Annotated in this window: 20 protein-coding genes; 8 read left to right on the top strand and 12 right to left on the bottom strand. The window is 43.8% G+C overall.

All coding sequences use genetic code 11. The features are described 5' to 3' along the window. Positions 1–16: 16 nt before the first annotated feature. Both HY58_RS19345 and HY58_RS14625 read right to left on the bottom strand, forming a co-directional pair. Positions 17–634, bottom strand: a complete 618-nt coding sequence (locus tag HY58_RS19345) for a MerR family transcriptional regulator (RefSeq protein WP_253271582.1) — start codon at positions 632–634, stop codon at positions 17–19. 68 nt (positions 635–702) lie between these two features. Further along, positions 703–1674 carry a M23 family metallopeptidase gene (locus tag HY58_RS14625; protein ID WP_039133539.1) on the bottom strand — a complete coding sequence of 324 codons (972 nt, stop codon included), beginning with the start codon at positions 1672–1674 and terminating at the stop codon, positions 703–705. A gap of 102 nt (positions 1675–1776) precedes the next feature. Here HY58_RS14625 and alaS point away from each other — a divergent pair, with 102 nt between their 5' ends. The 4 genes from alaS to HY58_RS19015 all read left to right on the top strand — a co-directional run bounded on the left by alaS (position 1777) and on the right by HY58_RS19015 (position 8490). Next, complete coding sequence (gene alaS, locus HY58_RS14620; protein WP_082022184.1) at positions 1777–4410, top strand: alanine--tRNA ligase; 2634 nt, start codon at positions 1777–1779, stop codon at positions 4408–4410. A 76-nt stretch (positions 4411–4486) separates the two neighbouring features. Then, entirely contained in the window at positions 4487–5656 is a 1170-nt protein-coding gene (locus HY58_RS19985) for a PDZ domain-containing protein (RefSeq protein WP_039133537.1), read from the top strand. A 139-nt stretch (positions 5657–5795) separates the two neighbouring features. After that, entirely contained in the window at positions 5796–7262 is a 1467-nt protein-coding gene (gatB, locus tag HY58_RS14610) for an Asp-tRNA(Asn)/Glu-tRNA(Gln) amidotransferase subunit GatB (RefSeq protein ID WP_039133733.1), read from the top strand. A 49-nt stretch (positions 7263–7311) separates the two neighbouring features. After that, on the top strand, positions 7312–8490 hold the full coding sequence (locus tag HY58_RS19015) for a TlpA disulfide reductase family protein (protein ID WP_052324166.1): 1179 nt from the start codon (positions 7312–7314) through the stop codon (positions 8488–8490). A 142-nt stretch (positions 8491–8632) separates the two neighbouring features. Here the strand turns inward: HY58_RS19015 and HY58_RS14600 are convergent, their stop codons facing one another. From HY58_RS14600 to HY58_RS14590, 3 genes are all read right to left on the bottom strand, one after another. Continuing rightward, entirely contained in the window at positions 8633–10021 is a 1389-nt protein-coding gene (locus HY58_RS14600; RefSeq protein ID WP_172644665.1) for a RagB/SusD family nutrient uptake outer membrane protein, read from the bottom strand. A gap of 17 nt (positions 10022–10038) precedes the next feature. Beyond that, complete coding sequence (locus HY58_RS14595) at positions 10039–13074, bottom strand: TonB-dependent receptor (protein WP_039133533.1); 3036 nt, start codon at positions 13072–13074, stop codon at positions 10039–10041. Between the two features lie 811 nt (positions 13075–13885). After that, positions 13886–16213 carry an RND family transporter gene (locus tag HY58_RS14590; protein ID WP_039133532.1) on the bottom strand — a complete coding sequence of 776 codons (2328 nt, stop codon included), beginning with the start codon at positions 16211–16213 and terminating at the stop codon, positions 13886–13888. A gap of 96 nt (positions 16214–16309) precedes the next feature. Between HY58_RS14590 and HY58_RS14585 the strand changes: the two genes are divergently transcribed. After that, positions 16310–18550: a two-component regulator propeller domain-containing protein gene (locus tag HY58_RS14585; protein WP_039133529.1), complete on the top strand. Its 2241-nt coding sequence runs from the start codon at positions 16310–16312 to the stop codon at positions 18548–18550. A gap of 2 nt (positions 18551–18552) precedes the next feature. Then, a complete protein-coding gene (gene recO, locus HY58_RS14580) occupies positions 18553–19293 on the top strand; it encodes a DNA repair protein RecO (RefSeq protein WP_039133526.1) in 741 nt (246 codons plus the stop codon). A gap of 17 nt (positions 19294–19310) precedes the next feature. On the opposite strand, the gene HY58_RS14575 is transcribed toward recO, so the two are convergent. Continuing rightward, complete coding sequence (locus HY58_RS14575) at positions 19311–20456, bottom strand: amidohydrolase family protein (protein ID WP_039133523.1); 1146 nt, start codon at positions 20454–20456, stop codon at positions 19311–19313. 59 nt (positions 20457–20515) lie between these two features. On the opposite strand from HY58_RS14575, the gene prfA reads away from it, so the two are divergent. Then, a complete protein-coding gene (gene prfA / locus HY58_RS14570; RefSeq protein ID WP_039133520.1) occupies positions 20516–21580 on the top strand; it encodes a peptide chain release factor 1 in 1065 nt (354 codons plus the stop codon). Positions 21581–22171: 591 nt separating this feature from the next. On the opposite strand, the gene HY58_RS14565 is transcribed toward prfA, so the two are convergent. The 6 genes from HY58_RS14565 to HY58_RS14540 all read right to left on the bottom strand — a co-directional run bounded on the left by HY58_RS14565 (position 22172) and on the right by HY58_RS14540 (position 25464). Beyond that, positions 22172–22564 carry a VanZ family protein gene (locus HY58_RS14565; RefSeq protein WP_039133517.1) on the bottom strand — a complete coding sequence of 131 codons (393 nt, stop codon included), beginning with the start codon at positions 22562–22564 and terminating at the stop codon, positions 22172–22174. 9 nt (positions 22565–22573) lie between these two features. After that, on the bottom strand, positions 22574–23398 hold the full coding sequence (locus HY58_RS14560) for an anti-sigma factor domain-containing protein (RefSeq protein ID WP_156123708.1): 825 nt from the start codon (positions 23396–23398) through the stop codon (positions 22574–22576). After that, positions 23395–23937, bottom strand: a complete 543-nt coding sequence (locus tag HY58_RS14555) for an RNA polymerase sigma factor (protein ID WP_039133511.1) — start codon at positions 23935–23937, stop codon at positions 23395–23397. The genes HY58_RS14560 and HY58_RS14555 overlap by 4 nt, the downstream gene beginning before the upstream one ends. Before the next feature lie 21 nt (positions 23938–23958). Next, on the bottom strand, positions 23959–24336 hold the full coding sequence (gene gcvH / locus HY58_RS14550; RefSeq protein ID WP_039133508.1) for a glycine cleavage system protein GcvH: 378 nt from the start codon (positions 24334–24336) through the stop codon (positions 23959–23961). A gap of 87 nt (positions 24337–24423) precedes the next feature. Further along, complete coding sequence (locus HY58_RS14545) at positions 24424–25113, bottom strand: peptidylprolyl isomerase (protein WP_039133505.1); 690 nt, start codon at positions 25111–25113, stop codon at positions 24424–24426. A gap of 6 nt (positions 25114–25119) precedes the next feature. Further along, positions 25120–25464 (bottom strand): hypothetical protein, encoded by a 345-nt coding sequence (locus HY58_RS14540; protein WP_039133502.1) that lies wholly within the window; start codon positions 25462–25464, stop codon positions 25120–25122. 51 nt (positions 25465–25515) lie between these two features. On the opposite strand from HY58_RS14540, the gene serS reads away from it, so the two are divergent. Further along, positions 25516–26781 carry a serine--tRNA ligase gene (gene serS / locus HY58_RS14535; RefSeq protein WP_039133499.1) on the top strand — a complete coding sequence of 422 codons (1266 nt, stop codon included), beginning with the start codon at positions 25516–25518 and terminating at the stop codon, positions 26779–26781. Positions 26782–26789 lie beyond the last annotated feature (8 nt).

Here is a 26789-nt window from a genome sequence, read left to right as displayed (position 1 = left end):
TTTATGGGTAATCTCTCTAGAGACTTGCTTTTAATTCAAGCAAAAAAGTCCGGAATTGCTGGAGAGATTGAATAACAGCGAACTGCTTTTCGGTCTTTTTCTTTTGTTGCTTCAGGTGGTCGCGGGCGCCCTCTAATGTGAATTTTCTAACCCTTATCAGGTGATAGATGAGATGTAGGGTCTTAACATCATCGGGACGAAAATACCTGTCGCCTTTCTTGTTCTTTTTGGGCTGCAGCATTCCATCAAACTCGTTGGTCCAGGTGCGTATAAGAGAAGGATTCATCCGGAACATATTGGCAACATCACCTATGCTATAGTATTGTTTGGAGAAAAGCTCTTCATCGGTTGGGATCTCAATCAGATCGGCTTCTGCGCTGATATCCTTCAGTGATTTACGCCCTCTTTTACCGGGAGTGGCAGATTTCCAGGCCTTTTCTTTTTCCTTTCGGCCGGGCTTTTTTCTGATAGTTAGAATAGTAGACTCATCTGTAACTGCAACCTTTGTCACAACTTTTTCAACATGCCGGCCATTTATGGGTTGATCCACCGACGGCGCTTTTGATTCGACCTTTTCCGATATCTCCGGCTCATCGAATCCAAAGTTCATGCTGATCTGTGGTTGTGGCTTCATGTATAGGTTAAAGATACGTGGAGTTCGTATCAATAATAGGGCCGGAAACAAAAAACAGGAAGGGAAAATTAGTCGAGGCTCTGGTTACTTGCCGCGGCCATTTTCAGCAGCCTGTCATACTGTTCGGGGGTGAGGTCATTATAGAAGAAATAAACAGGGTCGAGACGTTTACCGTTTTTATGCACTTCATAATGCAGGTGGGGACCTGTAGACTTACCTGTGCTGCCAACATAGCCTATGATCTCTCCCCGCTTGATACGCTGACCTGAGCGCCCTTTGATCTTATACATATGCCCATATAAGGATTCATAACCATAACCATGGTTGATGATCACATGGTTACCATATCCATTGCCTGTATTGCCGGCAAGTTTAACGGTTCCATTAGCAGTCGCATAAATAGGGGTGCCCTGAGGTGCGGCGAAATCGAGTCCCGCATGCATCTTCACCGTTTTGTAAACAGGATCGATACGGTATCCAAATCCTGATGCGATCCGGTTGAGATCTTTGTTACTAACAGGTTGGATGGCAGGGGTAGCGGCCAGCAGCACTTCTTTATTGCGGATAAAGCCCTGGATATCTTCATAAGAGCGGTTCTGGTAGGCGATGCGCTTGATAAGATTATTGATATTATCAACCACACCGGTATAGAGTGCATCGGCATCCATGGCCTGCACCATACGGATCTCCTTTGCCTTTTCCATTTCTTTTACGCGAGCAGAATCGGGTATAGGACTGGCTTCAAAAATTGAACGGTAAACCTCGTTGTCGCGCTTCTCCAGTTCGGCCATCTGTTGTTGCATCTTGTTGACCTCACGGTAAAGAAGATCATAATTCTCTCTCGATTTCTCATACTGCTGGCGAAGGATCTTTTCTTTAGGAGAATCGAGATACTGGAAGGCGATGGAAACAATGATCAGGGCTGTTACGAGAGAGGCGGCGATGAAACCCAATGCGCGCAGGAGTTTGACCCTGAGCGGGGTTTCCAGTTTTTCGTACCGGAGGGTATTGGGGTTGTAGTAATATTTGATCTTTTTCATATATGCCTGCAAAGCCCATTTCCTTAGCTTTGCACCACTTTACCGGCTATTTACAAATATAGCGGGCAGGGCACAATTTCACTCAAGAATCATTCCGAATTTATGCTGACAAGTGTTGAAATAAGAAAACAGTTTTTAGATTTTTTTGCCTCGAAGGGCCATACAATTGTACCATCTGCACCAATTGTAGTAAAGAACGATCCTACACTTTTGTTTACTAATGCGGGTATGAACCAGTTCAAGGATTATTTCCTGGGCGATAAGAAACCGCCCTACCTGCGTGCGGCTGATACACAAAAATGTCTTCGTGTAAGTGGTAAGCACAATGACCTGGAAGAAGTGGGTGTTGATACCTATCACCATACCATGTTTGAAATGCTGGGTAACTGGAGCTTCGGTGATTATTTTAAGAAAGAGGCGATCGCATGGAGTTGGGAATTGTTGACAGAAGTTTACAAGTTACCTAAAGATCGGTTATACGTCTCCGTTTTTGAGGGCGATCCAAAAGAGAATCTTCCGCCTTCTACTATCGCACTGGCCGAATGGAAAAAGCTTGTGGAAGACGACCATATCATATTTGGAAACAAGAAAGATAATTTCTGGGAAATGGGCGATACTGGCCCCTGTGGCCCATGTAGCGAGATCCATGTTGACTGCAGAAGCGATGAAGAACGTGCATCTATACCAGGCCGTGAACTTGTGAATAAGGATCATCCACAGGTGATCGAGATTTGGAATAATGTATTCATGCAGTACAACCGTAAGAAGGATGGGAGTCTGGAGCCATTACCGTCCACGCATGTAGATACCGGAATGGGTTTTGAGCGACTGGTACGTGTTTTACAGGGCAAGCAATCTAATTATGATACCGATGTATTTACCGGCACTATTGCAGCAACCGAAGAAATAACAGGTAAAAAATACGGGCAGTCTGATTCTAAGCCTGATATTGCCTTTCGTGTTATTGCGGATCATATCAGGGCAATAGGATTCACTATTGCTGATGGACAACTTCCCTCAAATACAGGAGCGGGATATGTGATAAGAAGAATCCTCAGAAGAGCGGTTCGTTATTACTATTCTTATCTTGATTATAAGCAGCCGCTTTTACATCAACTGATGCCGGTACTTGCAAAACAGTTTGCTACTGTATTTCCTGAACTACAAAGCCAGGTAGATTTCGTTACGAAAGTGGTGAAGGAAGAAGAAGATGCATTCCTTCGCACACTTGATAAGGGACTTAAAAAGATCGATGATATCATTCGAACAACCGAAACCGCTGGATCTGAAAAAGTGGGCGGATCTGCTGCATTTGAATTGTATGACACCTATGGTTTCCCCATTGACCTTACAAGATTAATTGCGCGCGAAAATAACCTGGAAGTAGATGAGGCGGGCTTTGAAAAAGAAATGACAAAGCAGAAAGACAGGAGCAGGGCCGCAACAGCTATTGATACCGAGGACTGGGTGGTGTTGAATGAAACTGCACACATGCAGTTTGTGGGTCATGATACTTTGGAAATTGAGTCAAAAGTCCTGAAATATCGCAAGGTAAAAGCAAAAGGCAAGGAAGCATTCCAACTTGTTTTATCGGTTACACCATTTTATGCTGAAAGTGGCGGACAGGTGGGAGATACGGGTGTGCTGATGTTTGAGGGGGAACCCATTCGTGTGGTCGATACCAAAAAAGAAAATGACCTGATCATCCATTTTGTAGAAAAGTTGCCGGTGAATATTTCCGGAATTGTAACCGCAAAAGTGGACCGCGATAAAAGAAATAAAACTGAAGCACATCACTCTGCAACACATCTGCTGCATGCAGCTCTGAGAAAAGTTTTGGGACCCCATGTGGCACAAAAAGGATCGCTGGTGAATGATGAACATTTACGCTTCGATTTCTCCCATTTCGCAAAAGTCAGCGATGATGAATTAGGGCGCATTGAAAGGATTGTGAATGAGAAGATACGTGAAAACATTCCCGTGAAAATTGAAGAGATGCCTAAAGATGAGGCAATAGCAATGGGCGCGATGGCATTATTTGGGGAGAAGTATAGTGATCTGGTAAGGGTAGTGATGATGGACAAAGATTATTCTATTGAGCTCTGTGGAGGAACACATGTGGATGCAACAGGAGAGATCGGTTTTTTAAAGATCAAGCATGAATCTGCTGTTGCTGCGGGCGTACGCAGACTGGAAGCAGTTGCGGGTATTGCTGCCGAAACTTGGGTGGGCGCGCAATTAGAGCAACTCCAGGCCGTGAAAGAATTATTGAAAAATCCGAAAGAATTACAGAAATCGATCGAGAATACCCTTGCCGATAATGCCGCTTTGAAGAAACAATTGGAGAGCCTTGAAAACAGGGCCCTGGTTGGGATAAGGAATGAATTATTGAAAAAGGATGAGATCATAAACGGGTTGAGTTTCATTGGTGATATTGTTGAAGTAAGCAATCCGGATGCGCTAAAAAAGCTCTGCTTTGATCTCAGGAATAATTTGAATGATTATGTAGCTGTGCTGGGTGCCAATATTGGTGGTAAGCCATTTGTGGCAATCGGAATTTCCGATGCGGTAGTGGTTGCAAGATCACTTGATGCCGGTAAACTTATCAAGGAGCATGTGGCTCCGCTGATAAAGGGGGGCGGTGGTGGACAAAAAAACCTCGCTACTGCCGGGGGACAGGAGGTAGGCGGACTGACGAAAGTGATAACGCGTATAAAGGGCCTGTTGAATAACTGATCCATATTTTAACGTTTCCGAAATATTTCGTAGTTCAGAAAATCACATTATATTTGAACTACGAAAAACGCCGTAAATGAAAAATATCTTTAAAAAACTAGTACTTCCGGCAGTTTGCCTGGGGATACTGACAGTAAGTGATACAGTGGCCTTTGGGCAGCAGAAAGAGAAACGTACAGAGAAGCGCACGGAGAAACTTGGTGAGTATGATCAGATCATTATCAAGCGCAAGGGGGGCGATGTGATGGAATTTTCTACCAAGGGTTCGAAAGGTGAAAAGGGTGAAAAAGGTGCGAAAGGGGCCAAGGGGAAAAAAGGCGAGGACATCAGGTTGGTGATCGAGATCAATGATGATAATCTCACCGTCAATGGAAAGCCGCTAGCTGAATTTGATGACAACCGGATCGCGATCATGAAAAAGAACATTATTGTTCGCGATGGTAATACCATGAGGATAACAATACCAAAGCCGCCACGATCACCATTCCAGGGTCAGCCAAGGCAAAACTGGAATTGGAATGATGATGGAGAAACACGTGTTTTTGAATTTAATATGAATGAGGCGCTTCTTGGGGTAGCTACCGATAAGTCGGATAATGGGGCAAAGATCATTGAGGTCAATAAGGAAACCGCCGCAGATAAGGCCGGATTAAAAGCAGGGGATATTATTATTAAGGTGAATGACAGTAAGATTGAAGGTCCGGAAGACCTTACCAAAGCGATCGGGAAATATAAGCCTGAAGATAAAGTAACTATAACGTATCTCCGTGATGGCAAGGAGAAAAAAGCCTCTGCTACGCTCGGAAAACGCGAAGGAGCCATGGCCTTTAATATGGAAAGAATGCAGGGGCTGGAGGGGCTACGTGGCCTTGATAAACTGGAGCGCCTCGAAGAGTTGGAACAATACAGGGGATTTGATAGAGAGGGTATGTCAAATCAGTTTGAATTCTTCCGTGGTGGCCAGCCTAAGCTGGGCATTCGGGCGCAGGATACAGAGGATGGAAAAGGAGTGAAGGTGCTTGGTGTAGATGAGGGTTCCGCTGCTGAAAAGGCTGGTATAAAGGAAGGAGATGTAATTACTTCTTTTGATGGGAAGGAAATAAACAGCGTGAATGAACTGGTAGATCTATCAAGAGCAGCCAGGGAGGCTAAGAAAATGTTGATGCCGCTGAAATATCTTCGTGAAGGGAAGGAGCAACAGGCGGAATTGAAGATACCTCGTAAACTAAGGACTGCAGAACTTTGATTTTTCAGAATCTATTCAAAAAGGTGAAAAAAAGGAGGTTCATCCCCCATTTTCACCTTTTTGCTTTTAGGGCAGCCACGGGTGGAGCTTTGCCCCTGATTGGGTACATTTGCTCTTTATGGAAACAAGCAGCAATAGAATGAAATCCCTGGAAGAAAAATATGAACTGGTGATAGGGTTGGAAGTGCATGCCCAACTTCAGACAAAAACAAAGCTATTCTGTGGCGACCTTGCCAGTTTCGGTGGCGATCCCAATACACATATAAGTGCGATTACGCTGGGCTACCCAGGCACTCTTCCAAAACTAAATCGGGAAGCTGTGGATTTTGCGATAAAGATGGGTATAGCATGTGACTCTGAGATAAGCCGAACCAACTGGTTTGCCAGAAAGCATTATTTCTACCCAGATCTTCCAAAAGGTTACCAGACTTCACAGCATATCAATAATATCTGCCAGGGTGGTGGAATAAAGATCAGCGTTGATGGAAAGGAGCGGGTTGTTCGTCTTCACCATATACACCTTGAAGAAGACGCGGGTAAAAGTATTCATGATGCTCATCCCCACAAAACCGCTATCGATCATAACCGGGCAGGAGTACCGTTGATTGAGATCGTTTCAGATCCCGATATGTATAGTGCCGAAGAAGCCTATGCCTATGTAACGGAGATACGCAAGTTGGTTCGTTTCCTTGGAATATGTGATGGCAATATGGAAGAGGGAAGCATGCGTTGTGATGCCAATGTATCCATCCGTTTGCGTGGTGAAGAGAAACTTGGTACCAAGGTAGAAGTAAAAAATCTTAATTCAATCCGCAATGTGAAACGTGCCATTGAATTTGAAGCTGCCCGAATGATGGAGATGGCCGAGGGAGGTGAAACCATCCTGCAACAGACAAGAAGTTTCGATGCGGATAATGGAACTACTTTCGCGTTGCGTTCCAAAGAAGAAGCCAATGATTACCGATATTTTCCTGATCCCGATCTTCCTCCATTCATCATAACGGAAGAGAAACTGGCCGCAATAAAAGCATCAATGCCGGAGTTGCCTGAAGCTATTCGACAGCGATATATTAGTAGCTACAAACTTACTCACTATGACGCTGAGCAGCTGAGTGATGAAAAGGAAATGGTGGATTATTTCGAGACAGTGGCCAGGCATACAAATCAATATAAATCTGTCGCAAACTGGCTGCTGGGGCCTATCAGAGGGTGGTTGAATGAAAATAATTTTTCGATAGATCAAATGCCAGTTACACCTGGTAGGCTTGCAGCATTAGTGGAACTGGTGTCATCGGGGCAGATTAGTTTTTCAACGGCTTCATCAAAGCTGTTACCAAAAATGATGGAGAACCCGGATAAAGCTCCGTACGCTATTGCTGCAGAACTTAATTTGTTACAGAATGCTGGCAGCAATGAGATTGAGGAATGGGTTACCGAGGTGCTGAATAAAATGCCGGATAAAGTTGCTGAGTACAGAAAAGGTAAAAAAGGTCTGATCGGGCTTTTTATGGGAGAGGTGAAAAAGATATCGCGGGGAAAAGCAGATCCGAAAATCACCACTTCCTTGCTGGAGAAAAAACTCAATGAAGCTGCAGTGAATTCCTGATGACTGACATGAGAAGGGTTTAAATAATTTATAAGAACAATAAGAAATGATGAAAACAAAAAAGCTGTTTTTAGTTGGCTTGATTGCACTGTTTGCTGTGCAGTGTAAAGATAAAGGTGCGGGTGGGTCATTTACGGTAAAAGTAAATTACAGCAATGCTGATAAGCTAACCCCGATCGACAAACGAAGAATGGTGTTGGAAGAAATCCCTTTTGGTGGAGATGGAGTTCCGTTGATTCTGGATTCAGCTACTGTGAAAGACATCAAAGGAACTGTAAGTCTTGATGGCAAAGCAAAAGAGGAGGGTATTTACCAGGTGGCAGTAGAGGAAGGGCCGGTACTGCTTATTGTAAATGATTCTGAGGACATGACAGTTAACCTTGACATGTCAAAGAAGGAGCAGTACTACACTATTGAAGGTTCGCCAGCAAGTAAGGAACTACAGGATTTTATACAGAAATACAGTGTTGAGAGTCAGGAGATCAATACTGTATTCATGCAGCTTGATAGTTTGAAACAATTTGGTGGATCAGATAGTCTTGTTTTGGCAAGCACCAACAGGAAGAATGAAATGATCAGTGCTCTTACCAGCTATATGAAGAATATGGTAAGCAGCACAAAAAGCCCTGCGGTAAGTTTATTTGCGTTGGGACTTTCTTCACGCATTATGCCGGCTAAGGATTTTGATTTGTTATTGAATGATGCCGTAAAGAAATTTCCGGAGCACAATATGGTGAAGACCCTGAAACAAACCTATGACATGCAACAGGCGCAAACTGCAGAGATGGAAAAGCAGAAAGCGGCTACAACCCTGATAGGAAAAGCAGCACCTGACCTTACCATGGCCGATGTTAATGGAAAGAATATTTCAATCTCAGATTTCAAGGGAAAGTATGTTCTGGTAGATTTCTGGGCGAGCTGGTGTGGCCCATGCCGTAATGAAAATCCAAATGTTGTGCGTGCCTACGATAAATTCCGCAGCAAGAATTTCACGATCCTTGGTGTATCACTTGATAAAGCAAAGGAGCCATGGGTAAAGGCAATTGCTGATGATAAGCTGGCCTGGTCACATATGAGCGACCTGAAATTCTGGGACAGTGAATCAGTTAAAGTTTATGGATTTGAGGGCATCCCCTATAATGTACTGATCGATCCGCAGGGGATAATTATTGCTGAGAACTTACGTGGATTTGATCTTGAGCAAAAACTTTCTGAGGTTCTTAAATAAGCATGTGATAAGTGTCCGTGTGATAAGTGTCTGACACATGTTCGGAGGATGTTCGAACAAGTTGCGAACATGTGTCAGACACCTGAAAACAAAGCGGCGGTCTCCAGGGAGGCCGCCGCTTTGTTTTTAATGGTCAAATCCATTAGTATCCATCATTCTGCTCAACCACACCAGCACTTGTTTGAACTTCCCTTAAAGGAATTGGCCAGAGGGCGCGGAATGGTTCAGTAATACCAAGCGAAGCGATCTTATTATAACGACGCAGATCAAACCAGCGATGACCTTCATGAGCCAATTCAACACGACGCTCATTTTCAATTGCTGTAACAAGGGCGGCTGTAGTTGCTGCGGTTGTTGCAGGCAATCCGGCGCGTGTTCTTACAACATTGAGATCGCTTTGTGCACCTGCAATATCCGGACTCGCCTTCCTTGCTCTTGCCTCAGCGCGAATCAGGTATACTTCTGCCAAACGAATAAGTATAACGTTGTCATCACCTGCAACACGAAATGCCTTCAGTGTTTTATTTGCAGGTATTCGCGGGTCGGAGGTGTTATCAAGAACACTCACGTTTACCATCTTTCTCTTATCATTTGCTTCATGTGCAGCAGCTAATCCCGGTGAAGAAGTAATTTCATTTCTGCCACCATTTGCACCCGGGAAATAAAAGAAGGCAATTGAGTTGGCATCATCAACATAGAAAGGCAATTCGAGGATGCTTTCTGGTGTAACATTTTTCTTAGACCAGAGACTCCTGTAATCATCTGCCAGTCCACCAAGTGGTGCTGCTTCATATTTTTCAATTACTGCTGTTGCGGCTTCTTCTGCAGCTGCGAAATTTTCGTTGTAGAGTTCAACTCTTGCTTTCAAAGCATTGGCTGCATTTACGTTAGCCCTTGCAATAGATACACCACTTAAATTCTCAATAGCAAAATTGAGGTCATCCATAATAAGTTGGTTTACTTCTGCTTCAGTTGCGCGGGCTTTTGGAGCTGCGTCTGATGGAGCAAGCGTTGGAACGGTGAATAATGGAACACCAACCCCACCTGATTTATTATATCCATTAGGTGATCCCCCAAAATAACGGAGGAGGTCATGGTAGAGCAGGGCTCTAAGAAAGCGTGCCTCTCCAATTGCTGACGATTTATTGAATGCAGGATCGGTTATCAGTTCAGCAGAAGCAATAATATTATTTGCTCTGTTGATGGCATTGTAAATGGCGTTCCACATATTGGATAACTCCACATTATCGGCCAGAATCTGCTTATTAAATATCTGTGCGAAACTTGGGAAAGTACCAGTGTGGTTAATATTATCTGCACCCATATCAGCAAAAGCCTGGTAGCGAAGCCCGTAATAACTACCACTTTGAAGGGCATCATAAATACCCCTGAGTCCAGCTTCTACACCCTGGCGGGTAGAGAAGGCCGTTGTTGCATCGAGGGAGCCTTGTGGTTCCTGGTCAAGGATTTTATCACAGGAGGCGGAGCCCATGAGCATTGCAGATATAACTGCTATTTGTAATGTTTTCATTTTTGTCAGCATTTAAATTAAAAGCTAAGGTTTACTCCAAAAGTGATGGTTTTGGCCTGAGGATAGGTGAGGAAATCTGTACCAGGAGCTGTGTTCGTGATACTGAAAGTGCTTACTTCAGGATCGAAACCCTGGTAGTCAGTCCATGTTTTCAGGTTTTCACCCTGAATAAAGATTCTTATGTTGTTCATTTTTATCCTTTTGGAAATTTCCTGTGGAAGATTGTAAAACAACTGAACGTTTTTAAGTCGCATGAATGATCCGTCTTCTAACCATCTTGTTGAGGTACGCCTGTTATTGCTTGGGTCGCCAAAAACTGCGCGAGGTAAAGTAGCAGATTCTCCTTTATCAGCGGTCCACCTGTTTTCTACAGTTGCAAGCTGACCGAAGATACTATTCATGCCTTCTCCAAATGCGCGGGTGTTATTATAGATCTCGTTACCTGATACGAATTGAAGGAAGAAATTAAGACCGATCCCTTTGTAGCTTAATTCGTTGATCATACCACCAAAGAAATCAGGTACTGCACTGCCAATAATCTTCTGATCAGCAGTAGTAATTCTGTTGTCGCCGTCAAGGTCAGCAAATTCGATATCACCGGGACGAGTAGCCGCTGAATGCACTGGTGCTGCTGCAATTTCTTCCTGTGATTGGAAAATACCTTTTACAACAAATCCACGGAATGAACCAAGGTCCTGGCCTTCTTCAACCCAGCTGGCAAAACCTGATGCAAATGGTGTTCCAGCAAGTTTTACTACTTTATTATCCGGGAAGGTGATATTGAAATTGGTTGTCCACCTGAAATCGCGACTATCAATGTTTGTTGAGTTCAAAGCAAACTCAAATCCTTTGTTTTGCAATGAACCAATGTTTTCATTGATAGTGGTGAAGCCCGATGATCCAACTAACGGACGGGCCAGCAGGAGTTCGCGGGTGTTCCTGATATAGTAATCAGCTGTGAGGTTGATCCTGTTATTTAAGAAACCCACATCTATACCAACGTTAGTTTGCTCAGAACTTTCCCAACCGAGGTTCGGGTTACCCAATTGTGAAGGTGCGAGACCAGCCGCCTGGGCATAGTTATTACCTGCTCCAACAAGTGGAAGGGATGCGAAATCGCCGATACTTGAGTTACCAGCTTCACCCCAGCTTGCGCGGAGTTTAAGATCGCTGATAACGTTGCTGTTCTTCAGGAAACCTTCTTCACTAATTCTCCATGCAACAGATGCTGCCGGGAATGTACCCCATCTTTTATCAGCACCAAATCTTGAAACACCATCACGACGGATGCTCGCAGTAACGAGGTATTTACCCTGGAAGCCATAGATAGCGCGAGCGAGGTATCCAACAATCCCATAGGAGGAACCATTTGATGTTGCAGCCACACGCTGAGAGCCCGCTGTTAGTCTGCGGATCGCATCTCCCGGAAAATTGGTAGCCTGTGCGAAGATGCTTTCAAATCTTGATTCCTGGAAGGAGGCCACCCCTGTTAAGGTCAGGTCATGATCATCACCAAATTGCTTTTTGAAGGTGAGGATATTTTCATTGGTGAGATTAAGATCTTCAGAATACCCTTCCCTTCCATCACCTCTTACACCTGCACCCTGGATATGTGTTGATGGGATGTATTGTTGTTCACGGAAGTTAAGATAATCGGCACCCACAACAGAACGAAAGGAGAGTGAGTTAGTGATCTGCCATTCACCATATGCATTTGCCAGGATACGATTATTGTTTACATCGTAAGTTGGTTCAACGGCATTGGCTATCGCATTTTCGATAGAGGCATTAGGATCTCTTCCATAAGTTCCATCCGCCTTATAAGCAGGGAAATGGGATCCATATAACAGAGCGGTACTAACAACACCATAAATGTTATTATCATTCTGGATACGGGTATTCTTTGATCTGCTCAATCCGATGCTGGTACCAACTTTAATCTTTTTGGAAAGATTATTGTCAATATTCATGCGGAGGTTATACCGTTTAAATCCTGATCCAATTACAATGCCTTCCTGGCTAAAATAAGCCCCTGAGATAAAAAATTTAGTATTCTCATTTCCTCCCTGAAGGTTCAGGTCATAAGATTGGATAGCACCACCTCTGAAGATCTCATCCTGCCAGTTAGTAGTGGGATAGGATGATGGATCACCATCGAGACCCGCCAATCCCAATTGACCAGGGGTAACAGTGGCACCAAAACGATTTCTGATCATTTCCTGGTTAAGCTGAACAAACTGGGGACCAGTTAAAACAGGAAGTTGCTTATACACTTCGGATATTCCATAATAGGAATTAATGTTAACCCTTGTTTTCCTGTTAGCACCTCTTTTAGTTGTGATAAGGACAACGCCATTAGCAGCTCGTGAACCATATATAGCCGTTGCTGCGGCGTCTTTTAAAACCTCGAAGGATTCAATTTCGCTTGGGTTGATGTCTGCCAAAGCGTTGAGTGTTTGTCCACCTACTCCTATCTGTGAGTAGTTGCCGATGTTGATGGGAATCCCATCAATCACATACAATGGTTGTGAACTGGCGTTGATGGAGCCTGTACCCCTGATATTGATATTGATTGAACCACCTGGCGTACCGGAACTCTGTGTAACGTTTACTCCGGCGGCTCTACCCCTGAGTGCCTGGTCTGGGCCCTGAATAGGAATGTTTTGAAGATCAGAACCTTTAACCTGTGAAACTGCGGTAGTCAGTTCCCTTTTTTTCTGGGTACCATAACCAACTACAACAACCTCAGCCAGGTTTTTGTCCCTTGTACTGAGGCTGATGGTAAATTCAGTACTGGTGCCAATTCTTTGTTCAATGTCACCAAAACCGACAGCTGAAATAACAATGTCCCGGGCATTTGAAGGAACAACAAAAGAAAATCTTCCGTCTTCACCGCTAGTGGTTCCGATACTTGTTCCTTTAACTACTACGGAAGCATTGGGAACTGGACTCCCTTTGTCATCTGTGACCCTTCCTGTAAGGGTTTTAGTCTGTGCCAATAGCTCCCCTGACAGGGCAACCATGCATAATAGCAGACATAGCAATTTTCTCATTTGCATTTAGTGTTTGTGTGTAAAATAAAAAACCTTACCTATATTGACAGGCCAGCGGTTTAAATGCTGCGTCCAGTTTTGATTTGCAAAAAAAATAACTATTTAATGACAAACATTATGGGATAAGGTTCAGGAAAGAGAAAAAATAGTATGTAATACTATGAATATTGCATGAAAAAAGTCATAGGCATTCCTTTTTTCTTAATGAATGATCGTATTAGGGAATAGCACATACTTAATTATGTTCAAAAATTTCGTGATCAAAGTCCAAAACTAAGACCAAATGAAAGAATGCGTGGTTTAGGAACTGTGTTCAGGTCAATACAACCATCACCATGCCCTGGATCTAACGCCTGAAAGTCAGTTCCACTATAATAATCAAGCTTAGCACGAGAAATAAATGTAAGCCCGGTCAACTGGCTTTATTTCCAAAGTGAAATTATTGATGATCCTGTGCTTGGTTAAATTGAACTGATTATTAGCAACAACAAAACCAATATTAGTGTAGTTGTTCTCGATAGAACGAAGGTTGGCATCCTGGCCAGGTGCAGCACCGTTTGGAGTTATATTATATCCCCCAAACTGTGGAAGATCAGGATTTCAGATACGTACCTTTGGTAGTGCTCTCATTGAGTTGGCAACTGCTCCTGATAATGCATTTGTACCTGTATTCTGATCGTTGTCCTCAGTGCGTGAAAGAGTAATATTATTACTGATCTTTTACCACTAGCTCACTTTATGTTCAAGGTTTGCCCTGATACCATAGCGCTTAACCTTATTGGTTATTACCATACCGCCCTGGTCAGGTTGGTTAGTTTTTTGGTTGTTTTTTACTTGAGAAATTGATCAGCAGTGCTGGCAGGAGAACAAGATTAGTGACGGTTGCTATTACCAGTGTAAGTGAAGTTAGCCATCCCAGGGATTGTGTTCCTCCGAAACCGCTGAAACAGAATATCACAAATCCGGCAATCAATACCATAGAGGTATAAATGATACTGATACCGGTTGAGTGAATGGTTTCGATAACTACCTGCTTTTGATCCTTATGAGATCTCTGTTCCTGCTTATAATTAACTAAAAATCTGATAGTTATGTCAATTGCAATTCCTAACGCAACACTGAAAATCAGCACCGTGGATGGCTTTAGTGCAATTCCAGCCCAGCCCATAACGCCAGCCGTAATAAGCAGGGGAATGATATTAGGAATGAGCGAGCAGAGTAATATTCTCAGTGATCGAAAAAGATAAAGCATGCAGAGAGCGATGAGGAGAAAGGCCCAGAAAATACTCTCTTTTAATCCATTTATTATGAATGTGCTTCCTTCTAGAAAAGTAATACTTCCTCCCGTGAGCGTTATTTTATAATCGCTGGTATCAAATAACTGTTGGGTTTTCTTTTCAATTTGTCCGAGGATTTCAGGTAATCGTTTACTGCCAACATCTTTCATGTTTACACTGATGCGGGTCTGCCGCTTATCCTCATCCATGAATGAATTGACAAGTTTCCCCAATTGGTTATTATCATTGTCTCCCCCTTTCATGTTAAGGTAGGGTGCAAGAAAGGCGATATCAAAACTATTCGGAAGTTGGTAGTTGCTGCTATCACCATCATAGTATGCCTGTTTAGCGAATTTCATTCCTTCCACGATGGAAAGAGGGCGGCTCATTTCTGGTTGGGCAGTAATATAGGCCGATAATGAATCAATATTTTCCAGGGTCTGAAGGGTATTCTTCCTGATACCATTCTTCTGTTTGGTATCTACAACAATTTCCAGTGGCATTACCCCTTTGAAATGCTCTTCAAAGAATTTAAGGTCAGTATATATCCGGTCGGTTTTGGGCAGGTCGTCAACAATGAACCCCTCCGAACGAATGCGGAACATTCCAAGAATAGCTAAAACGGTGATAAGGGCTGTTAGTCCATAAATTAATCTTCGATGGTTCAGGCTCCATATTTCAAGTTTGTCAAGAACTGCCAGCAGCCATTTATTATCGAGATACCTTGTATGTCGGGTTTTAGGGGAAGGCAGAAAACTTAGCACTACCGGAATAAAAATAAATGAGATAAAGAAAATCACCATTATGTTTAATCCCGCCACTACCCCGAACTCCTGGAGTATTGCGCTTTTGGTAAGTGCGAACACCGCAAAACCAATGGCCGCAGCAATATTGCAAAAAAGAGTTACTATGCCCATTTTGGCCACCATGGTGCGGATGGCCTCATTTTTAATACCAATTTCGTTCCATGCAACATGGTATTTGTTTAGAAAGTAAATACAGTTGGGTATCCCGATAACTACAATGAGGGGAGGAATTAATGCAGTAAGGAGGGTGATCTTGTAATTTAATAATTCAATGGTGCCAACGCTCCAAATCACTCCCATGATCACCACTCCCAGAGAAATCAGCATGGCGCTGATGCTTCTGAAAAAAGCCAGCAAAATGAGGGCAGATAATGTGAGCGAACCGATCAGTAACCAGCGCATTTCTTTCGCTATCCTGTCTGCCATCTGGGTGCGTATCAGCGGTAGTCCGCTATAATGTATGCTGATCTGGTGTTTACGGCCGAATGCATCAGTTTGCTCAAGGATATTAGATACCACTTTTGTTCGGCGCGGTGATGCCAGTACATCTTTATTGATGCGTACAGCCATCAAATAGGCATTGGAGGCTTCATTATAGAGTAGGCCCTTATAAAAGGGAAGGTTCCTGAATTTTGCCACCGAACTATCAATGGCGCCCTGAGGAAGGTTGCCATCAGCAAAGATCTTTTCTGCCACCAATTTCTCTGTGCTGTCATTTTTAGAGAGTGTTACGGCCCCCGGAATACTGAGAATGTCTTCTACTCCCTCAATTTTCTTAAGGTCAAGTTGCAACTGACGGTAATCATTGAAAACAGATTCCATGAATATTTTATCCGTCTGCACACCCACTACCAGCATGCTTCCATCTTCCCCAAACTGTTTCCTGAATTCCTGGTAGGCGAGGTATTTTGGATTATCAACAGGAATGGCTCTGGTAAATTCATAGCTCATCTGCACTTTGCTGGCATGGAATCCCATATATGCTGTTGCCGCCAGCAGGATTACCAATAATGCGATTCGGTATTTCAGAACGATGGATCCTAATTGTTGCCACATGCTATTGCTATTTAGCTGATAATTGCCCGCAAAGAAAACCATTTTAGCGCTAAGCACCTGATAAATCACCACCCCAAGCCGTTAACTTTGGGGTATATGCGTTTCTTTCTCTTTTGTGTTTCATTCCTTTTTTTGCTCGTTCCGCAGCTGTTTTGCCAGCCGATAGGAAGGTGGCAGGAGCACTTTCCCTTTGGGAACGCCATCGCCTTAACTTCGAATGCAGATAAACTTTTTGTGGCTACCCCCTATGCCCTTTTTAGTGTGGATGCATCCAAGGAGATGATCGAACGTTATAGCAAGGTAAGTGGACTAAGTGAAACCGGGATCTCTGCAATTTTCGGAAATACCCGGGAAGAGTTGGTAATAGCCTATAATAACAGCAATATTGATATTCTCAGAAAAGGTGGTATCACCAATATGAATGCCCTTGCGAGGGCTCCCATTAATGGTGACAAAACTATCTACCATATAAGCAGTGATGGAGATCGCGTTCTTTTATCAACAGGTTTTGCAGTGGTAGTCTTGAACATTAAAAAAAATGAAATAGGAGACACCTGGGTCATACGTAACGGGGGAGTATACACGAAAGTAAATGCTACTGCTTCTGATGAAAAATATTATTATGCTGCAACCACAGCCGGACTTAAACGTACTCTTAGGCAGGGAATTAACCAGGCTGATTACCGGAATTGGGAAATGCTCTCGGGAACCGGTGGGTTACCAGGCGGTTCAGCAGAGCGCGTATTTGTAATAGATGGTATACTTTATGTTCAGCATGGGCCAAACCTTTATATGTCTGAGAACTATTCTTCTCGACAAATTTATACGGATGACTGGTCATGGAATGCGGTCAATTATTCAGAAGGAAAGTTCATAATCAGTCAACAGAAAAGTGGAAGGGCAAGGGTAATTCTTCTTGATAAAAATGGTATCCTTCAAACAATAGCTGAAGGGGAATTGCTAACTGATCCGCGTGATGCGCTTATAATTGGTAGTACTATCTGGATAGCAGATTCAAAAGTTGGATTACTTGAATATAAGGATGGGCTTACCACTTCAATCATACCCAACTCCCCGCAAGGAATTCCCTCAGGTGAAATCTATGCTAACGGGGGAGAATGGTGGATGGGCAGGATCAATGGAATGGACCGGTTTTATGAAGGGAATTGGACGAATTATAACGCGGACGGACAAACGCTACCTACAAATACAGGTGCCATAACGCCTGTAATAAAAGATCGGGCGGAAAGGTTGTGGGCTGGGACAGAAAGAGGGGGTCTTATTTTTCGAAATGGTGAACAATTCACTATAATTAAGGAGCCTTTAATATCGCCTGATAAAAATGATCCACTGTCTTACCGGGTAACCGGACTGGCAGCAGATGCAGATAATAATTTGTGGATCAGTAATAGCGGAGTTGAAAACCAATTGGTGATGAGATATCCCGATGCCACCTATCGTAAATTTAAAGTGCCATTCACATTGAATGGTGATACTGTAGGGCGTATCCTGTTGGATGAGCATAACCAGAAGTGGATAATTTCACCGGGTGGCAATGGGCTGTTATGTTTTAATCACGGACTAACCATTGATAATACCGGCGATGACCAATGGAGATATTACCGTGCGGGTTCGGGCAATGGAAATCTTCCTTCAAATGAAGTTCTTAGTATTGCCCTTGATGATTTCGGTTTTATCTGGGTAGGTACTGCAGATGGTATCGCTATCATACAATGCACGGCGGAGGTATTTTCGAGCCAGGGCTGTGAGGCATTGATACCAGTAGTTCAGTCAGATAATTTTGCCGGATTTCTTTTCAAGGGAGAATCTGTGCAGGCAATTGCGGTGGATGGAGCCAATAGAAAATGGATAGGCACACGAAATGGTGTATGGCTTATAAGTGCTGATGGAGAAAAGACAATCCAACGTTTCACTACTTCAAACAGTCCGCTTCCGGATAATGATATAAAGTCTATAACTATCGATCATCGTGATGGAACTGTTCTATTTGCAACAGCAAATGGGTTGTGCTCATATAAAAGCGATGTTACAGGTGCGCAGGCATCGGGATCAGATGTTTTGGTATATCCAAATCCGGTTCCACCAGGATATAACGGAACTATAGCTATACGGGGAGTTCCTGCCAATGCTGTTGTAAAGATTACTGAACTAAATGGACGTCTTGTACAACAGGGAAAGGCATTGGGTACTCAATATACCTGGAATGGAAGGGACCTAAACGGAAGAAAAATTTCTACAGGAGTTTACCTGGTACTTGCAAGTAGTGAAAACCGGGCGCAACAAGTACTTACCAGGATCATATTCATTCAACGCTGACCATGAATTTCAACACCAGGGGAATTGTATTAAGAACTGTTAAGTATGGAGAAACCAGTGTGATCGTTTCCATATTTACTGAGTTATTTGGTGTACAAAGCTACCTGGTGAATGGGGTGAGAGCGGCTTCTAAAAAAGGCAATATAAGGGCAAATCTTTTTCAGCCCGGGGCCATTCTTGATATGGTGGTCTACCACAATGAGCTAAGGAATCTTCAAAGAATTAAGGAGTATCAATGGTCAGTTCTGTATGAACATATATTCTATGATATTTTCAAGGGGGCAGTTGCCATGTATATGATGGAACTGGTACAAAAATGCCTGAGGCAACCTGAGCCTAATCCCGATCTTTTTTATTTCACAGAAGATGCCATGATTCATCTGGATAAAGCGAATGCTGCTGTTGTGGCCAATTACCCATTATTTTTTGCATTGCACCTTGCCAATTTTTTCGGCTTCCGGATACCTGATGAGCATTGCGAAACGTTGAATATCCTCGATTTGCAGGAAGGGCTTTTTGTAAACCAGTTACCAGCACATCAAAATTACCTTGAAGGAGATTATAGTGCTGTAACAGCGCAGTTACTAAGGGTGATGCAACCTTATGAACTGGAGGACATAAAACTTCCGGTGACAGTTCGGAGAAAATTATTACAATCTTTTGAGGCTTATTATGTGCTGCATGTTCCTGAGTTCGGCCACCTTCGATCTCTGGCAGTTTTACAAGAAGTAATTGGTTCCTAAATCTTACCTCTTACCTCTTACATCTTAAGTGGTTTGGTTTCTTCATAGATCTGAACCAATCCCGGTTGCTTCCCTTTTTCAAAGCTCCCATAACGATCTTCTATACCGAGCGCCCTTGCTCCATTGATTGTTGCCCATTGTAAAGCGGTTTCAAGAGTGAGCTGTGGAAAGCCTTTTAATATGGTTTTTATTTCTTCGTATATGCTTAACTGGTGGTTTGATGCGAGGCTGTCAGTACCTAAAACTATTTCTGCATTATTTTCAAGAAAAAGTTCAACCGGTGGTAATGAGCCATTGATATATTGATTTGCATTTGGGCAGAGACAGAATATAGTTCTGTTCATCAATCCCTTTTTAACCAGTGAATCAATGTCTGCCTGACTGGTCAATACATTGTGCACGAGGATGGTTGAGGCGGCGCGGGTCAGCCATGGCAGTACCGCCTGAAGACTGCTGGAACCGGGAGGACTAAAAAAAGAAAGGTCAACACCAATGTACTCATAGAGCTTTCTCATTTCAGAGTTTCCGCTTTTAAAGAATTCATTTTCTGCCTCGCTTTCCTGGTTATGCATAGTGATGATCTGCCCTGCCGATTGTTCTGCCACCAATTCAAATAATTCGTGAGATACAGAATAGGGTGCATGTGGTACCATTGCAGAGGGGCCTGTTGGTGTAAAGGCCTCCAACAAAGCTTTTGCATTTTGAAATCGGCCTCCTGCCGCGGCGCCTGTAAATCCGCTTACCTCAATAAAATTGCGGTAAAACATTCCCCCTTTTAATTTCTGACTCAATGTATGATCAGTGTTACAGATATCGCCAACCGCTACAATTCCGGTAGAGAGCATCTCTGCTTCCGCTTTAGCAATAGCATCTGCAATTTGGTGGGGATGGTTATTCCTTTGTGACATGATGGCCAGCAGGAAGGGAACCATGCCTGTGCCGGGTGGAACAACTCCCTTTAAATGACTGAGCTCCAGGTGACAATGGCAGTTGATAAAGCCAGGGCTTAATATGCCTTTCAACTCTTTGATATCGGATCCGGCTTCCTCTTGCGGAATGATGGCCTCAATCAATCCCTTTTCATCAGTTACCAGCACTGAGCCGCGAGGAGCAAAACCATTTCCGGTAAAAAGCTGATCGGCCTTGAATTTTCGGTAGCCCATGCGGTTAATTGAGTTAATTTTGCCATCCTTTTGGGAAGGGCCATAAAAATACAGGAACTATGTTAGACAAACTGGAAGCGATCAAGGCAAGATTTGACGAGCTGGGTGTTGCTTTGACGAACCCGGCAATCGTTAGCGATAATAAACAGTTCAGCGCTCTGAGCAAGGAATATCGCAACCTGGAGAAGATCGTAAAGGAGTATGAAGCATATAAGACTGTTCTTGCCGACCTGGTAACGTACCGTGAGGCGCTGAATGGGGATGATGATGAACTGCGGGAGCTTGCCAAAGAGGAACTTCCTGTACTGGAGGAGCGTGAAGAGAACCTTGAATCTGCCATCCGCCAGATGCTGATCCCGAAAGATCCGCAGGATGAAAAAAATGCCATTCTCGAGATAAGGGCGGGAACCGGAGGTGATGAAGCTTCACTATTTGCTGGCACCCTCCTGAATATGTACCTGCGTTACTGCAATAGTAAGGGGTGGAAAACTGCCATCCTAAGTGAAAGTGAGGGCACCGTTGGAGGGTATAAGGAAGTGAACGTGGAAGTAATCGGCGATGATGTTTATGGAACTCTCAAGTTTGAAAGTGGGGTTCACCGGGTGCAGCGGGTTCCAGCTACTGAGGCAAGTGGAAGAGTGCACACTTCCGCGGCAACGGTGGCCGTAATGCCTGAGGCGGAAGAGCTGGATTTTGACTTAAGGGATGCCGATGTGAAGATGGAAACCTCTAGAAGTGGTGGAGCGGGTGGACAAAACGTAAATAAGGTGGAAACAAAGGTAATGCTGACCCATATCCCTACCGGCACAGTGGTAATTTGTCAGACGGAGAGAACGCAGCTGGCTAACCGGGAGAAAGCCATGCATATGATGCGGACAAAACTATATGAGGAGCAGGTTCGCAAACAGGAGGAGGAGATTTCCCGTCACAGGAAGAGTCTGGTAAGTTCGGGTGACCGGAGCGCAAAGATCAGGACTTACAATTTCCCTCAGGGCCGGGTAACCGATCACCGGATCAATTACACAGCTTATAACCTTGATGCTATTCTTAATGGGGAGATCCAAGAGTTCATTGACCAGCTCCAGTTTGCAGAAAATGCAGAGAAGATGACCAACCAGCAGTAAAGTCAATACATTAGAAAAATTATTACGGTAAAAATCAAAGGTTTGTGAGGGGCCATCTTTGTTTTCTGTTTTATAAGTGTAAAAATAACACTTACAGGTTTTACCCACGGATTGCGCTTATCCTACGGCTTTGCTGGAATCCAAAAAAAATCCAGTACTGCAGCGGATTTTACTTGTTAATTATTTTAGAATTCACTATCTTACTATTGTTCATAAGGGTTGTGTTCCATTACCTTTGTTGTTCAGAAGTTCATTGAGTGTATAAGCTTGGAAAGGTAGATTTTAAAGTTATTTAACTTTTAGCATCACACTATTGGCAATGGATTTGCGTTATATAAGTAGTTCAAACATGATTTAATTTTTTGACTTCTCACATAAGCAGTCAATTTTCTCATAAGCAGTTAGTTTTGGTTACGGCCCCTGTTTCCACAGGGGCCTTTCTTTTGGCGTAAATTAAGCTTCCAGAGCGATTTTCATCCAATCTTTATTATCCATATTTCTATTTGGTCATTAATTTTCAAAAAGAATATAATTCCATTATCGCAAGGATTCTATATACGGATTGTAGAATATGGGAAATAAAAAGGGGGATTATTTTACACGTTTAGTAGCTAAAAACTTTTTAAAAGAGTATCTGGCTGATAAAAAGCCTACGGCAGCCCCGAGGCAGTCGAATAGAAAGTCGAACCAGGAGAAATCACGATTTACAGAGGGTATCTTTTGAAGAAATTCGATCTGTAGGCCATGTGCCATGGCAATTATCAGTAGCAGCCATTCAGTTCCTTCCCTGCCTTTTAGCTTCAAATACATTATCCCTAGAAAAACCAACAGGAAATAAATGAAGAAATGGATGGCTTTATCCAGGTTGGGGATCTCAATAAGGGCTTTGGTCTCCAGTTTCTGATCGGGCATGAGGAGCAATACATTCATCAACAGGAACCAACCGAAGAAAGGGAAGGGAGAGCGGAATAGTCTCAAAAACATTGGCGCAAATTATATCTTTCCCAGAACATACATTGCTGTGAGGGTAGGGCTTTCACTTCCACCGGCTTTTTCAAGGGTGATTGCAAAAGCTTCAGCGCGGGGAATATTCTTCATGCGGTGCAGGCCATTTTCCTTATCCAGGGCTACCATGCCGGCATCAACGGGCTTACCATCTACAATAGCCCAGAGTTGGTATTGTTGCCCAGGTGCTGGCTTCGGAAGATTATTTACCATCAGGAATACATCTTTGGAATTATTATCCCAGTAGATAGTTCCGCGGCTATTGGTTTTGTTGACATCGGCCATAACGACCATCTTCATGTTTGGATCGCGGATGATGAGCAGGTCTTGCTCTGCAGTGCTGAGTTGGGTTTGAAGGGACTGGTTATTATTGGCCAATTGTTGTTGCTGCGCCAGGAGGTCATTATAAAGTGTGTCTGAATTTTTATACCTGTTATAGAGGTAAACATTGAGTGCGGCACTTCCTGCCAGTAATATAATGGATGCAGCTGCAAGATATTTTTTCCAGCCTGCTGCTTCGTTTTTATAAGCTGGAATAGTTGGGATTGGTGACGGATCTGATTGAAGTGATGGTTTGTTCAGGCTGTCATTTTCATATAAGGATTTAAAAACAGTTTCGCGGAGGGCAGGAGGAGGCGCAACGGCACCAGCCATGGCAGCAGCTTCCAGGCTGGCTTCAAAAGCATCTGCGGCTGCACGTACCTCAGGGTGTTCAAGACGCATGCGCTCAAACTCCTGCTGCTCAGCCGGGTCGGCGAGTCCGAGGATACAGCTTTCAATGCTGCCACTTGATATGTATTCCTGCACGTTCACGTCAATGTTTTTCTTAATTGCAGCAGGGCGGCACGGATCCTTGTCTTTACAGTTCCAAGGGGTATTCCAAGCATTCCTGCAATTTCTTCATGCGTATAACCTTTGAGGTAAGCCAGGTCAATAAGTACCCGGTGCTCTTCCTTCAGCTGTCCAATCATTTTGGAAAGCCCAATATTGTCAACCTGGATGCTCAGACTGCCATCAGGCTTTGTATGTACGTCGTTATCGAGTTCGCGGTTTTTCTGACTATTCTGAAATGCCTTTGAGCGGGTCATGTCAATCGCTGCATTCCTGGCGATATTCAGCATCCAGGTGAAGAGCCGCCCTTTAGATGAATCATAACTATCTATCCGTCGCCAGATATTCACAAACACTTCCTGCAATACATCGCTTGCTTGTTCCTGGTCGGGAATTATCTGCAGAATGATACCATTTAAGGCTGCGGAGTAATTATCATACAGATACCGGAATCCTGTTTCATCCTGCTGTTTAAGCAAAGCGATCAGTTCCGGTTCCTGGTATGTGAGCGTAGTTGACAATCAGTCTTTTTGTCGGGTAGTTTAACCAACCATTTGCTGGTAACCGGCAGCATCGAGCAAGCCTTCAACATCAGCGGGATTGTTAACCGTCATTTTTATCATCCAGCCCTCACCATAAGGATCTGAGTTTACCAGTTCAGGAGTTCCGGCCAGTGCGGGATTCACTTCATTGATGGTTCCTGATACAGGGAGGAATAGATCAGACACTGTCTTTACCGCTTCAACTGTTCCGAAAACAGCATCAGCATCGAGTGTTTTGCCAACTGTTTCGATTTCTACATAAACGATATCGCCAAGTTCGCCCTGGGCAAAATCCGTGATGCCGATTGTAGCGGTATTTCCATCCAGTTTAACCCATTCGTGGTCTTTGGTGTAGCGTAAAGAATCAGGAATATTCATGAGGTGAAATTTTGTATTGCAAATATGGGGGAAAAAGGTGAAACCGATGCGTCTGACATCTGTCATGACGGATGTCAGATGGGTAGATTAAAGTCGTTTAACGAGTCTCGCCTTTTTTATATAGACGGGATTTAATGGACGGTCACCTTTTCCTGTACCGGTTGTTGGAACGGATGCAATAGAATCTACTACAGGCAATCCCTCTAACACCTCCCCGAAAATGGTGTAGTTCTGGTCGAGGTGAGGCGCGCCACCAATAGTCTTATATACATCACGGTGTAAGGCTGGTATTTTACGACCCTTAAGCCGGTGGGTTTCTACAGAATCAAGTGCTGCATCAGTAAATGTGCGGCCCTGTACAATATAAAACTGGCTAGAGCTGCTTGCTTTGGATGGATTGACATCATCTCCAGTACGGGCAGCGGCAAGGGCTCCTTTGCGGTGGAACAATTCAGGTCGAAACTCTGCTGCGATGAGAGGCCCTGGTTTTGGAGCCCGGGCTGAATCGGGTCTTGTGGCAGGATTGCCGGCCTGAATCATGAACTGGTTTATAACCCGGTGAAACTGGATGCTGTCATAGAATCCGCTCTTCACAAGGCGGAGAAAGTTATCACGGTGGAGGGGTGTGGCGTCGTTGAGTCTGAGCCTTATATCGCCCTTGGATGTTTGAAGCAGAACATCCTTGTGATAATCTGAAGCGCTGAGCTTTTCAGAAAGTCTTGGGCTGCAGGCCAACAGGCTAATCGTTAGCAGAAAAGATAAGATATAATATTTCATATGTATTTAGAATCCAGTCTGGTCAAAATACAATAAAACATGATCTTTCAGAAAATTCTCCTGGGCAATCGGATCCAGTTCTGGGAGGGCCTTTAGTTGCCGGAAATGAGGCCAGCCATCTTCATCGAGTTTTTCCAGTTCGTAGTATCCACTTTGGGAAAGCAGTGAGCACACGGCAATATGCATCAGATCCTGTTTTTGTTCTTTTGTGAATTTTTCTCTTATATCCCCAAATTCCTGGATACCGACCAGGAATAAAATTGTTTCCATATCGGGTTTCTTGCTGAAACGCTCCATCATTTTCGCCTCGAGGTTCCACCAACGTACTTGCAGATCATCTTGTAGATTCATGCTGCAAAGATAACCGCTTGGTCCGCTTATCTTTGCGCCAAAATATTAAAGATGTTACAGGTGAATTTTATCCGCCAGCATGTGGAACTGGTGAAGGAAAGACTGGCGGTGAAGCATTTCGGTCAGCCTGAATTGGTGGATGAATTGTTACAACTTGATGAGCGTCGCCGCAAACTTCAGTTTGAACGCGACGAACTCCAGGGTAAGGTGAATGCTGCTTCAAAAGATATTGGTCTGTTAATGCGGGAGGGAAAGAAGGCCGAAGCTGAGTCGCTGAAAGCTGAAGTTGCCGCTATCAAAGGACGTATGGATGATGTTTCTGAGCTGGATGGTATAGAGCGATCCATTAATGATATCCTGGTACAATTGCCTAACCTGCCGTCGGTGCAGGTTCCCGCCGGACGTACACCTGCTGATAATGAAGTGGTTCGTGAAGGTGGTGAAACGCCGGTTTTACCCGCTGGTGCTGTTCCGCATTGGGACCTGGTAAAAAAATATGACCTCATCGATTTTGAATTGGGAAATAAAATAACCGGTAGCGGCTTCCCTGTATATAAAGGTAAAGGTGCCAAATTGCAACGGGCCCTGATCAGTTATTTTCTTGATTTCAATACCAGCGAGGGATACCTTGAAGTAATGCCACCGCATATGGTGAATGAAGCCTCTGCATACGGAACTGGCCAATTGCCAGATAAGGAGGGTCAGATGTATCATGCCGTGGCAGATAATTTTTATCTTATTCCAACTGCCGAAGTTCCGGTTACAAATATTTATCGCGACGAGATCGTGAAAGAATCTGAGCTGCCCATCATGATGACGGCCTATACTCCCTGTTTCCGTCGTGAGGCTGGTAGTTATGGAAAAGATGTAAGGGGATTGAACAGGCTGCACCAATTCGATAAAGTGGAGCTGGTACAGCTGGTACATCCTGATAAAAGTTATGATGTTCTGGAGGAGATGGTATTACATGTGGAGAAGCTTATAATTAGTCTCGGACTTCCTTATCGAATTCTTCGGTTATGCGGCGGCGATATGAGTTTCACTTCAGCACTCACCTATGATTTTGAAGTGTATAGCGCAGCCCAGGAGAAATGGCTGGAAGTGAGTTCCGTTTCCAATTTTGAAAATTACCAGACCAACAGGATGAAGATCCGTTTTAAGGATTCTACCGGCAAAATGCAATTGGTGCATTCCCTCAATGGCAGTTCCATGGCGCTTCCACGTATTGTTGCTGCACTTTTGGAAAATAATCAGACCGAAGACGGAATTGATCTCCCGGAGGTGCTTTGGGATTATTTCGGGGCGAAGAAGATATAGTGCTAGGC

Source organism: Flavihumibacter sp. ZG627 (genome assembly GCF_000814325.1).
Taxonomy (GTDB): domain Bacteria; phylum Bacteroidota; class Bacteroidia; order Chitinophagales; family Chitinophagaceae; genus Flavihumibacter.
Note: the sequence above shows the minus strand (reverse complement) of the source record. Positions and strands in the feature narration are given on the sequence as shown.

Excerpts from the sequence above, each read along its gene's own strand:
- HY58_RS19345 (WP_253271582.1), bottom strand. The coding sequence starts at position 634 with ATGAAGCCACAACCACAGATCAGCATGAACTTTGGATTCGATGAGCCG.
- HY58_RS14625 (WP_039133539.1), bottom strand. The coding sequence starts at position 1,674 with ATGAAAAAGATCAAATATTACTACAACCCCAATACCCTCCGGTACGAA.
- alaS (WP_082022184.1), top strand. The coding sequence starts at position 1,777 with ATGCTGACAAGTGTTGAAATAAGAAAACAGTTTTTAGATTTTTTTGCC.
- HY58_RS19985 (WP_039133537.1), top strand. The coding sequence starts at position 4,487 with ATGAAAAATATCTTTAAAAAACTAGTACTTCCGGCAGTTTGCCTGGGG.
- gatB (WP_039133733.1), top strand. The coding sequence starts at position 5,796 with ATGAAATCCCTGGAAGAAAAATATGAACTGGTGATAGGGTTGGAAGTG.
- HY58_RS19015 (WP_052324166.1), top strand. The coding sequence starts at position 7,312 with ATGAAAACAAAAAAGCTGTTTTTAGTTGGCTTGATTGCACTGTTTGCT.
- HY58_RS14600 (WP_172644665.1), bottom strand. The coding sequence starts at position 10,021 with ATGAAAACATTACAAATAGCAGTTATATCTGCAATGCTCATGGGCTCC.
- HY58_RS14595 (WP_039133533.1), bottom strand. The coding sequence starts at position 13,074 with ATGAGAAAATTGCTATGTCTGCTATTATGCATGGTTGCCCTGTCAGGG.
- HY58_RS14590 (WP_039133532.1), bottom strand. The coding sequence starts at position 16,213 with ATGTGGCAACAATTAGGATCCATCGTTCTGAAATACCGAATCGCATTA.
- HY58_RS14585 (WP_039133529.1), top strand. The coding sequence starts at position 16,310 with ATGCGTTTCTTTCTCTTTTGTGTTTCATTCCTTTTTTTGCTCGTTCCG.
- recO (WP_039133526.1), top strand. The coding sequence starts at position 18,553 with ATGAATTTCAACACCAGGGGAATTGTATTAAGAACTGTTAAGTATGGA.
- HY58_RS14575 (WP_039133523.1), bottom strand. The coding sequence starts at position 20,456 with ATGGGCTACCGAAAATTCAAGGCCGATCAGCTTTTTACCGGAAATGGT.
- prfA (WP_039133520.1), top strand. The coding sequence starts at position 20,516 with ATGTTAGACAAACTGGAAGCGATCAAGGCAAGATTTGACGAGCTGGGT.
- HY58_RS14565 (WP_039133517.1), bottom strand. The coding sequence starts at position 22,564 with ATGTTTTTGAGACTATTCCGCTCTCCCTTCCCTTTCTTCGGTTGGTTC.
- gcvH (WP_039133508.1), bottom strand. The coding sequence starts at position 24,336 with ATGAATATTCCTGATTCTTTACGCTACACCAAAGACCACGAATGGGTT.
- HY58_RS14545 (WP_039133505.1), bottom strand. The coding sequence starts at position 25,113 with ATGAAATATTATATCTTATCTTTTCTGCTAACGATTAGCCTGTTGGCC.
- HY58_RS14540 (WP_039133502.1), bottom strand. The coding sequence starts at position 25,464 with ATGAATCTACAAGATGATCTGCAAGTACGTTGGTGGAACCTCGAGGCG.
- serS (WP_039133499.1), top strand. The coding sequence starts at position 25,516 with ATGTTACAGGTGAATTTTATCCGCCAGCATGTGGAACTGGTGAAGGAA.